The sequence below is a fragment of the Microcoleus pseudofavosus SVA1_A4 genome, from assembly GCF_036700565.1.
Lineage (GTDB): Bacteria > Cyanobacteriota > Cyanobacteriia > Cyanobacteriales > Microcoleaceae > Microcoleus.
Map to the genome: position 1 here is coordinate 18,599 of NZ_JAUBPE010000088.1, position 9,543 is coordinate 28,141.

General features: G+C 45.1%; 5 protein-coding genes. 3 read left to right on the forward strand and 2 right to left on the reverse strand.

Features of this window, described 5'->3' with window-relative positions; all coding sequences use genetic code 11:
* Positions 1 to 70 precede the first annotated feature (70 nt).
* The 3 genes from QUA02_RS28305 (at position 71) to QUA02_RS28315 (ending at position 5,368) form a co-directional block, all read left to right on the forward strand.
* The gene (locus QUA02_RS28305; RefSeq protein ID WP_333032812.1) at positions 71 to 3,025 is read left to right on the forward strand and encodes a tetratricopeptide repeat protein; all 2,955 of its coding nucleotides are present in this window, start codon (positions 71 to 73) and stop codon (positions 3,023 to 3,025) included.
* Positions 3,026 to 3,187: 162 nt separating this feature from the next.
* Positions 3,188 to 3,904 carry a Uma2 family endonuclease gene (locus tag QUA02_RS28310; protein ID WP_333032814.1) on the forward strand — a complete coding sequence of 239 codons (717 nt, stop codon included), beginning with the start codon at positions 3,188 to 3,190 and terminating at the stop codon, positions 3,902 to 3,904.
* A gap of 114 nt (positions 3,905 to 4,018) precedes the next feature.
* On the forward strand, positions 4,019 to 5,368 hold the full coding sequence (locus QUA02_RS28315; RefSeq protein WP_333032818.1) for a 16S rRNA (cytosine(967)-C(5))-methyltransferase: 1,350 nt from the start codon (positions 4,019 to 4,021) through the stop codon (positions 5,366 to 5,368).
* A gap of 23 nt (positions 5,369 to 5,391) precedes the next feature.
* On the opposite strand, the gene QUA02_RS28320 is transcribed toward QUA02_RS28315, so the two are convergent.
* Together QUA02_RS28320 and chlG are read right to left on the reverse strand one after the other, a co-directional pair.
* On the reverse strand, positions 5,392 to 7,908 hold the full coding sequence (locus tag QUA02_RS28320) for a transglycosylase domain-containing protein (RefSeq protein ID WP_333032820.1): 2,517 nt from the start codon (positions 7,906 to 7,908) through the stop codon (positions 5,392 to 5,394).
* A gap of 157 nt (positions 7,909 to 8,065) precedes the next feature.
* Positions 8,066 to 9,076 (reverse strand): chlorophyll synthase ChlG, encoded by a 1,011-nt coding sequence (chlG, locus tag QUA02_RS28325; RefSeq protein ID WP_333032823.1) that lies wholly within the window; start codon positions 9,074 to 9,076, stop codon positions 8,066 to 8,068.
* Positions 9,077 to 9,543 lie beyond the last annotated feature (467 nt).

Below are 9,543 nucleotides of genomic sequence, written 5' to 3' on the forward strand. Positions count from 1 at the left end.
CGACGAGCCAGAGCCTCTAGATATAGGTTCCCAGGCACAGCCGGGGAACCAGTTAAACCCAATAGATATTATGAAAAATACATTTATCTCTCGATTTACTCCTAGCTTGATGTCACCAGAAACCCTGGAAGCTATCTTAGTACAGCGTCACGCACTGGCAGAACATTTAGTAGAGCTAATTCGGGTGAGCGCCCTAACAGATAACAAGCATTTTCAATTGCTAATTGGGCCGCGGGGCATTGGCAAAACGCACTTGGTTTCCCTGATTTATCACCGCGTAGCTAAGATGGAAGATTTGCGGGATAAATTACTAATTGCGTGGCTGCAAGAAGAGGAATGGGGGATTGCGTCTTTTTTGGATTTATTGCGGGGAATATTCCGGGCACTTGCTAAAGAATATAAGGCAGAATATGAAGCTGAGTTACATGATGATGTTGAAAAGCTTTATGATTTGTCGCCGGAGCAAGCTGAATTTAAGGCGGCAGAATTGCTGAGAGACTTTGTTGGCAAGCGGGTGCTGTTGTTGATTGTCGAAAATTTAGAGGACGTGTTTAGCGGCTTGGGGGATTTCGGGCAGAAGCAGTTGAGGGCGTATATTCAAAATTATTCATTTTTGACAATTTTGGCAACATCACAAAGTTTGTTTGATGGAGTCAAGCTCTCTAATAATCCTTTTTATGATTTTTTTGATTTACATGAATTAGATGAGTTTAAGCTCGATGATGCTGTAGCTTTATTAAATCATATTGCCAAGTTAGAAGGGAATAGTGATTTAGCATCTTTTATTCAAAGTCCAACCGGGCGCGATCGCATTAAAGTTGTGCATTACCTTTCTGGTGGCAGTCCTCGCGTCTATATTGTTTTTTCGGCTTTTCTGATGACTCCTGAATCGCTAGATAAATTGGTAGAACCGTTCATGGAAATGCTGGACAGCCTCACGCCCTACTATCAGGATAAGATGAAATATCTTTCAAATCAGCAGCGAAAGATAGTTGACTTTTTGTGCGAGCGAGGTGGTGCTGCACCAGTAAAAGAAATTGCTAAACGCTGTTTTATTTCGCAGCGAACTGTATCTAGTCAACTTAAAGATTTGCGAGATAAGGGTTATGTCAAAACTGAAGAAATTGGACGGGAATCGTGGTATGAATGGCGGGAACCATTGATGCGTTTTTGTCTGGAGGTAAAGAAGCAGCGAAATCAACCGATTCCATTAATTGTGGATTTTATTCGGGTTTGGTATACGCGGAAAGAATTGCAGCAGCGATTGGGATTGAGGATGGCGGATGTTGATTGGGCGGAGAAAGAAGGTCATTTTATGTATCGGCAAGGTTTGAAACCGATTCCACCTGATGCTGTGATGGAACGAGAATATTATACGCGGGCGCTTGAGGCTATTGAGAGAAATGAGGAAGACCCGCGTCTGAAGGCTTATTTTGATGAAATTCAAAATTGTATTGAACAGAAAGACTATGTTTCGGCTTTAGAATATGCGGAAAAATTGGTAGCAAGTCGCGGCGAAGCAAGGGATTGGGTAGAAAAGGGACGCTGTTTAAATAGCCTGAAACGCTACGATGAAGCATTAGAATGTTTAGATAAGGCTATTGAAAGTGACTCCAATTATGCGAGGGCTTGGGCGAATCGAGGCGATGTACTCGACAACCTCAAACACTATGATGAAGCCTTAGTATCCTACGATAGGGCGATCGAACTTGACGAGGATGATCCGTGGCATTGGGCTAAGCGAGGTTATCTACTCAACAACCTCAAACACTATGAAGAAGCCTTAGAATCCTTTGATATGGCGATCGAACTTGACGAGGATGATCCGTGGGATTGGGCTAGCAGAGGCGATGTACTCGACAACCTCAAACGCTATGAAGAAGCTTTAGAATCTTACGATAGGGCGCTCGAACTAGATGCCAATTATCCGTGGGCTTGGGCTAACAGAGGTAATGTACTCAACAACCTCGAACGCTATGAAGAAGCCTTAGAATCTTACGATCGGGCGCTCGAACTTGATGCCAACGATCAGTGGGCTTGGGTTAACCGAGGCAATGTATTCAAAAACCTTAAACACTATGAAGAAGCTTTAGTATCTTACGATCGGGCGATCGAACTTGATGCCAATTATAAGTGGGCTTGGGCTAAAAGAGGTAATGCACTCAACAACCTCGAACGCTATGAAGAAGCCTTAGAATCTTACGATAGGGCGCTCGAAATTGATGTGAATGATCAGTTGGTTTGGTTTCTTCGAGGTCTTTTACTCGATACACTCAAACGTTATGAAGAAGCCTTAGTATCGTTGGATAGGGCGATCGAACTTGATGCCAATTATCAGTCTATTTGGGGGTGGCGAGGCGATGTACTCGACAACCTCAAACGCTATGAAGAAGCTTTAGAATCTTACGATCGGGCGATCGAACTTGACAGCAATTATGAGTGGGCTTGGTTTAGCCGAGGCTGGGTGCTAGGCAAACTCGGCCGCTATGAAGAAGCTTTAGCATCTTGCGATAAAGCGATCGAACTTGGTGATCAATCTTCATCTGTCTTCTTCAACCGTGCCATTGCCATTCTCGGATTAAATCGTTGGGATGAAGGCATCGCCGCCTTAGACGACGCATTCCAACGCCTAGAACCAGGCGATGAAGCTGAGGCAGATGATGCCAAGTTAATTATCAACAACCTATTCGCGAACACGCAGGATAAAGCGATATGTCAGACTCGCATCACCAGCCTGATTGCAGTTTACGAAAAACACAAATATCTCTCAGTCTTAGGACAGGGAATTGTGCGAAACATCCCCGTGCTAATGTCAGAAATGGTAAGCGAAAAAGCCGCACGCACTTGGTTAGAATTGTGGCGAGAACCAACCAGCAACTACGACGAACAATTCAAAATTCCCATCCGCCTGCTGGATGCGGCCGTCCGCTATAAGGAAACAAAGGGCGACAGACGAGTTTTGCTAGAACTTGCCATAGAAGAACGCAATTTATTAGAACCATTGGTGTCAACCAAACCCAAATAAGTAAAACAGGACTTACGCACTCCGACAAAGAAACCGGGTTTTTTACCTAATATGCCGATTGCAACGAAGTCTTTTCGTGAAAAACCCGGTTTCTGGGCCCCCTGCGTCCTATAAAATAGGTATAAAATAGAAATTGATGCTACTAGCAATGGAGTCATCCCCATGACAGCAACAATTCCCACTCAAACTTTGCCAGAAATCATCTACCCAGACAGCGACGGAAAACCCATGTCTGACAATACCAAACAGTTCCAATTAATCGTAAAAATTCAAGGCGGGATAGATGCCTTATTCAAAGACAACGAAAATGTCTTTGTAGCAGGTGATTTGCTGTGGTATCCCGTCGAAGGAGATAACAAAACTCGCCAAGCACCTGATACTATGGTAGTCTTTGGCAGACCAAAAGGTTACAGAGGTTCCTACCAACAGTGGCTTGAAGATAATATCGCGCCGCAAGTTGTCTTTGAAATCATCTCGCCGGGAAACCGAATGACAGCAATGTTTAAGCTGTTTAAGTTCTACGAGAATTATGGAGTCGAAGAATATTATGTCTACGATCCAGAGGATAATGAGTTAATAGGTTGGCTGCGAAGTGACGGACAACTCAACTATATTGAATCAATGGAGGGTTGGGTAAGTCCGCGTTTGCAGACACGTTTTGAAACTGCATCGGGAGACTTGGAAATTTATCAGCCTGACGGACTGAAGTTTTTGTCTTATGTGGAGTTGTCAAGAGAAAAAGAATTAGCGCAGCAACAAATGGAACTAACACAGCAACAAATGGAACAAGAACGAGAGGAGAAAGAGTTAGTACAGCAAAAAGCCGATCGCCTTTCAGAAAAACTCCGAGAAATGGGCATAAATCCAGAGGACATTTGAGATTATAATAGTCCTCGAATCGCGGGCGATCGGAAAATGGGTTTTTCACCAAATCTGCGGGCTGTAACGCGCTGATCGTAAAAAACCCGGTTTCTAGGCCCCCATATCTTAATTATGCAAAATCCTCGCCAAATAGCCTTTCTCGCACTCCGCGAAGTCCACCGCCGCGGTGCATTCGCAGATGCCGCACTCGATCGCGCTTTCCGCAATTCTCAACTCAACGACATCGATCGCCGTTTAGTCACAGAATTAGTCTATGGTAGCGTCAGGAGAATGCGATCGATCGACTTTATCATCGACAAACTAGCCACAAAGAAATCCTCCCAACAACCGCCCGAACTCCGCACCATCCTACATTTAGGCTTATATCAACTCCAATATCTCAACCACATTCCCCCCTCCGCCGCCGTCAACACCACCGTTCAACTAGCAAAAGAAAACGGATTTTCAGGACTCAGCAGTTTTGTCAACGGTTTGTTGCGACAATACATTCGTTTAACAGATAACGACTTAAACCCATTAACAGTTACTAATTATAAATCAACCGTTGAACGCCTAGGAACTCTGCACAGCTTCCCCGAATGGCTGGTAAAATTGTGGATCGAACAAATAGGCGAAACTGAAACCGAACAACTCTGTGAATGGTTCAACCAATCCCCCACAATTGACCTGAGAATCAATCCCTTAAAAAGCTCGATCGCCCAAATCGAAGCTGCCTTCAAAACCCAAAACATCTCAACTAGCAGAATACCCAAATTGCCCCAAGCTTTAAGACTAAATAGCAGTACCGGCGCAATTCAAAACCTCCCCGGATACAGCGAAGGTTGGTGGACAATTCAAGACAGCAGCGCTCAATTAGTCACCCATTTACTAGGGCCCCAGCCAGGGGAAACCATTATCGACGCCTGCGCCGCGCCAGGGGGAAAAACCACCCACAGCGCCGAATTAATGCAAGATACAGGCACAATTTATGCCTGCGACAAAACCGCCAGCCGACTCAAAAAACTTAAAGAAAATGCAGACAGACTTCAGATGAAATCCATTAAAATTCATACCGGAGACAGCCGCCATTTCCCAGAGTTTGTTAACCTCGCAGATAAAGTTTTATTAGACGCACCTTGTTCCGGTCTCGGAACCCTCCACCGCCGCGCCGACGCCCGCTGGCGGCACACGCCCGAAAACATTCAAACACAGTCCCAATTGCAATCGGAATTGCTAGCAAATGCAGCCACATTTGTCAAGTCCGGCGGCGTATTAGTTTATGCAACTTGCACAATTCATCCCTTGGAAAATGAAACAGTTATTCGATCGTTCTTAGACAGCAACCCTCACTGGCAAATAGAACCGCCAACAATTGATTTACCCGTACAGCCATCACCCGAAGGATGGGTGAAAGTGTGGCCGCACAGACATCACATGGACGGCTTTTTTATGGTGAGGCTAAAGCAATTGAAAAAGGACTAAATTCCTTACTGCAAACCGATAGTTTAATATCCCGGCTCTTGATAAGCAGGTTCTTGATAGGCCGGCTCTTGATAAGCAGGCTCTTGCCACTCGCGATGCCGGGGTTCAGGATTGGGATTGTAAGGCACGATCGCCCCATCCTCATTCACAATCATTCCCCGAATAATTTCATTCGGCTTCACCGGCTTTGCCTTAATACTCCCTTTTCTGCCTTCCAACTCCGGCAACTTCGGAAACTTCTCAACCGGCATTCCCTTAACAGCTTGATTCATAAAATCGCGCCAATTATACGCCGCCGTACCGCTAGTTCCCCAGGTGGGATAATTGTCATCATTCCCCAGCCAAACCCCAGTCACCACCTGCGGAATATAACCGATAAACCACAAATCCCGCACGTTTTCCGAAGTACCAGTTTTGCCAGCAACAGCGCGATCGGGCAAAGCAGCAGGCCCGCCCGTACCCCCAGTCACCACACCCTCCAACATCCAAGTAGTAATCGCAGCACTATCCTTATCCAAAACCCGCTTCGGTTTAAATTTAGCCTGATAAATCACATCTCCCCGCTGATTAATCACCCGCTTAATTCCGTGGGCTTCAATAAAAGTACCTTGCGACGCTAAAGTACCGTAAGCATTAGTTAACTCCAGCAAATTCACCTCAGAAGATCCCAAAGCCAAAGAATAAATCGGACTTAATTTAGACTTAATTCCCATATCGTGGGCTAATTTGATCGCTGGTTCAAACCCGACATCGATCAACACCTTCACCGCCACCACATTCACCGAAGCCCTCAAAGCGTCCGACATCGATCGCCAACCGCTAAACTTTTTCCCGTAATTATTGGGTTGATAGCCGTCGAAAATAATTGGCTCATCTTCATAGCTGTCGTAAGGCGAAAAACCCGCCCCGATGCCCGCCGCATAAACCAACCCCTTAAACGTCGATCCGGGCTGTCGCAAAGCCTGCGTAGCACGATTAAACTGACTTTCCTTAAAATTTCCACCGCCGACGAGGGCCTTAACTTCCCCAGTTTTAGTGTCCATAGAAACTAAAGCCGCCTGTTCAAAACCCTGACTGCGGCCATCAACTTCGATCGCATTTTTAACCACCTGTTCCGCTATTTTCTGCCACTTCAAATCCACCGTCGTCTCGACAGTCAAACCGCCAGCTTCCAAAGCATCCTGAGAAACATAGCGCGGCAATTCCCTCCGAATGTAACTAGCAAAATAAGGCGCGACTACATTAAATCGCTTCGGCGGACTTGGTTTAACCGCCATAGGTTCTGCCATTGCCTCCTTCGCCTGAACCTCTGTAATTACCTTCGCTTCCTGCATTTGTTTCAGCACAAGATTGCGGCGTTTCTTAGCAATATCGGGATTAACTAAAGGCGAATATTCGCTCGGTGCCGGCGGCAAACCCGCCAAAGTTGCCATCTCTGCCAAAGTTAATTTATCGACTGTTTTGCTAAAGAAAACCAAAGCTGCATCTGCCACTCCGTAGGCATCCGAACCCAAATAAACTAGATTTAAATATCTTTCTAAAACTTGGTCTTTACTCAACTCCCGCTCTATTTTCTGAGCTAAAAGAGCTTCCCGAACCTTCCGCCTAATACTTCTTTCCTGATTGAGAAAAACAACGCGAGCCAATTGTTGCGTAATTGTACTGCCGCCCTGCACTAAATCTCTCTCTATCAAATTAGAAATAATCGATCGCACAATACCTTGATAATCCACCCCGCGATGTTTGTAAAAACGGCGGTCTTCTATGGCAATAAAAGCTTTAACCAACAGTTCGGGAATTTCTTTAAGTTTCAGTTTATCTCTAGTTGCAGGCCCCGACTGCAACAAAATAGTATTATCTGCCGCCTTAATTGTCAGCGTTCCGTCGCGGTTAAACGCTGACAAATCGTTAACATCCGGCAAACCTTTGTCTAAGGTGTGCAAAATCCATAAACCGTAGATTAAAGCGCCCCCGCCTATACTGGCAACAACTATTCCTATCCAAAATCTAGGGGGGCGGGACAGGATTTTTTTTAACTTTCCCTGAAGTTTGCTATTTTCCGATAGTTCGTTATTTTCCGGCAGTTCGGTAGTCTGCGGTGCGCTATTTTCCGGCAATTCGCTACTATCCGATTTTTGGGGTAATTTAGTTTCCAGCAAACTCAATCCCGGCCGCAACAATTCTTTTCCCTTGGTTTGCAAGCTGGTAACTTGAGGTTCAATTTCCAACCAAGCGATTAAGCGCTTCAACCCTTCCCAATCGCGCTTAATTATTTGATACCTCTGAATTTCCGGGTCTAATTCCCAATTTAATTCCGACTCTTCTAGGGGTGCAGGATCTTCTTCTACCACATACTCCGATCGCTCATCCGTTGTCCGTGTAGAAAATTCCGCCTCCGATTCCGGCGACTTGAGCTCATTGCCCTGCGCAGCATTAAGCGATTCTCGATCGGAATTACCGCTTATTGCGTTAGTGACTTTGCTCAATTTATCTTTGATATTTGAGAAAAATTCTGCCACGTTCAGACCTTCAAACCTCATCAATTTAAATTAAAAATTAAAAATTAAAAAGGCTAGCCCTCTTCAATTTTTAATTTTTAACTTGACATTTTTGCTTCAAGAACACTGTGCATACTTTTGAGTTATCTATTTTGAATTAAAAACTATTTAACTCAAAATTCACAACTCAAAATTATTCTTAACCAGCATGACCCAGTGCCAAGGCTGCTACCAGCATACCCAACACCAGGAAAGGCTGAGCACTTGCCTGATATTTAACATCATTTTCCAGGGGATTGCGCAAAAAGTACATATCCTGAAAAGTGATTTGGGGAATTATCAGCAGCAGGAGAATGACAGCGTAAAGGTTTTGGTGGATGCCGATCAGGTAGCCTGCAATCCCAGCTTGAAATATGTCTATCATCAACACGCAAATCCAAGCTGCGGTGCCGATGCCAAACATCACTGGCAAAGATTTTAACCCTAATTGCCGATCGCCTTCGACACTTTTGAAATCATTGACGATCGCAATTCCCAGCCCTGCCAAACTGTAAAACAGGGTCAAAATCATAATGGTCGGATCTAGTGTACCAAACAAAGCTTGACCGGCCCACCAAGGCAGGGCAATGTAACTAGCACCCAGGGCATAATTTCCCAACCAGCCATTCTGCTTGAGTTTCAGCGGGGGCGCAGAGTAGATGTAAGCTAGAAACGCGCCGCCGAGAGTCAAAACAGTCATTGTGGGGAATTCATGACCTGCCCACAAATCTAAAGCATAGGCCACCCCAATGCCTGCGGCTAATAATACCAAAATTTGCGTTACTACTTGGGGAATCGAGATGATACCGGAGGGAATCGGACGGTAGGGCTCGTTAATGGCGTCGATATCGCGATCGTAAAAATCGTTCAAAGTTTGAGTGTACCCGGCCAGCAACGGCCCTGACATCAACATACAAGCTGCTGCGATCGAGAAATTCTCTAGGTTCCAAACATAGTTTCCAGAAGACGCAGCCCCGCACACCACGCCCCAAATTAAGGGAATCCAGGTAATCGGTTTCATCAGTTGCAAGCGAATCTTCCAGATGGATGTTTCCCCGCTAGCGGCCCCTTTCATGCCCAACAGTTGCCGAGTTTTGGCACTGCGGTTTTCGGTAGCAGCACTTTCCGGTGCGGTTTCTGGGGAGATTTGGGATGGAGGAGAGTCAGACATAAGTGTGATGTTAGCGGTACTGCTACTATTGTGTCGTTCTGCGTTTCAATAATAATTCTGATAGGATACCACTGATATTTAAGGTATCGTCTTGAAAACTTACCCCGGCTTGGAGTTGATGCGAGGGGGAAATACGGGTTTTACCAGACATCTTAATATCATTTTTGTATAAATGTCAAGAGTATAGATACTTGTTTTAATAATTTCGCCGCTCCCGCCTGTTGGGGAGATTGTTGCCAGCAGTTGCATTCAATGTCACTTACCAGGAGGCGATCGAGTTTTTTGCCCTACTACCGGCAACTTTTCCACAGTGGTTTCAATCCATCTCTGGTAGTCTCTATCATACAATTTCTGTCGGTCAACTTCTAGTTTGGTCGCTCTAATATTTTTTACAGCACTTCCGGATGTTATGAGGTACAGTAGCAGCAATTAGTAAACCAGTTTTTAAGATGTTTCGGATTAATTAA

Excerpts from the sequence above, each read along its gene's own strand:
- chlG (WP_333032823.1), bottom strand. The coding sequence starts at position 9,076 with ATGTCTGACTCTCCTCCATCCCAAATCTCCCCAGAAACCGCACCGGAA.
- QUA02_RS28305 (WP_333032812.1), top strand. The coding sequence starts at position 71 with ATGAAAAATACATTTATCTCTCGATTTACTCCTAGCTTGATGTCACCA.
- QUA02_RS28310 (WP_333032814.1), top strand. The coding sequence starts at position 3,188 with ATGACAGCAACAATTCCCACTCAAACTTTGCCAGAAATCATCTACCCA.
- QUA02_RS28315 (WP_333032818.1), top strand. The coding sequence starts at position 4,019 with ATGCAAAATCCTCGCCAAATAGCCTTTCTCGCACTCCGCGAAGTCCAC.
- QUA02_RS28320 (WP_333032820.1), bottom strand. The coding sequence starts at position 7,908 with ATGAGGTTTGAAGGTCTGAACGTGGCAGAATTTTTCTCAAATATCAAA.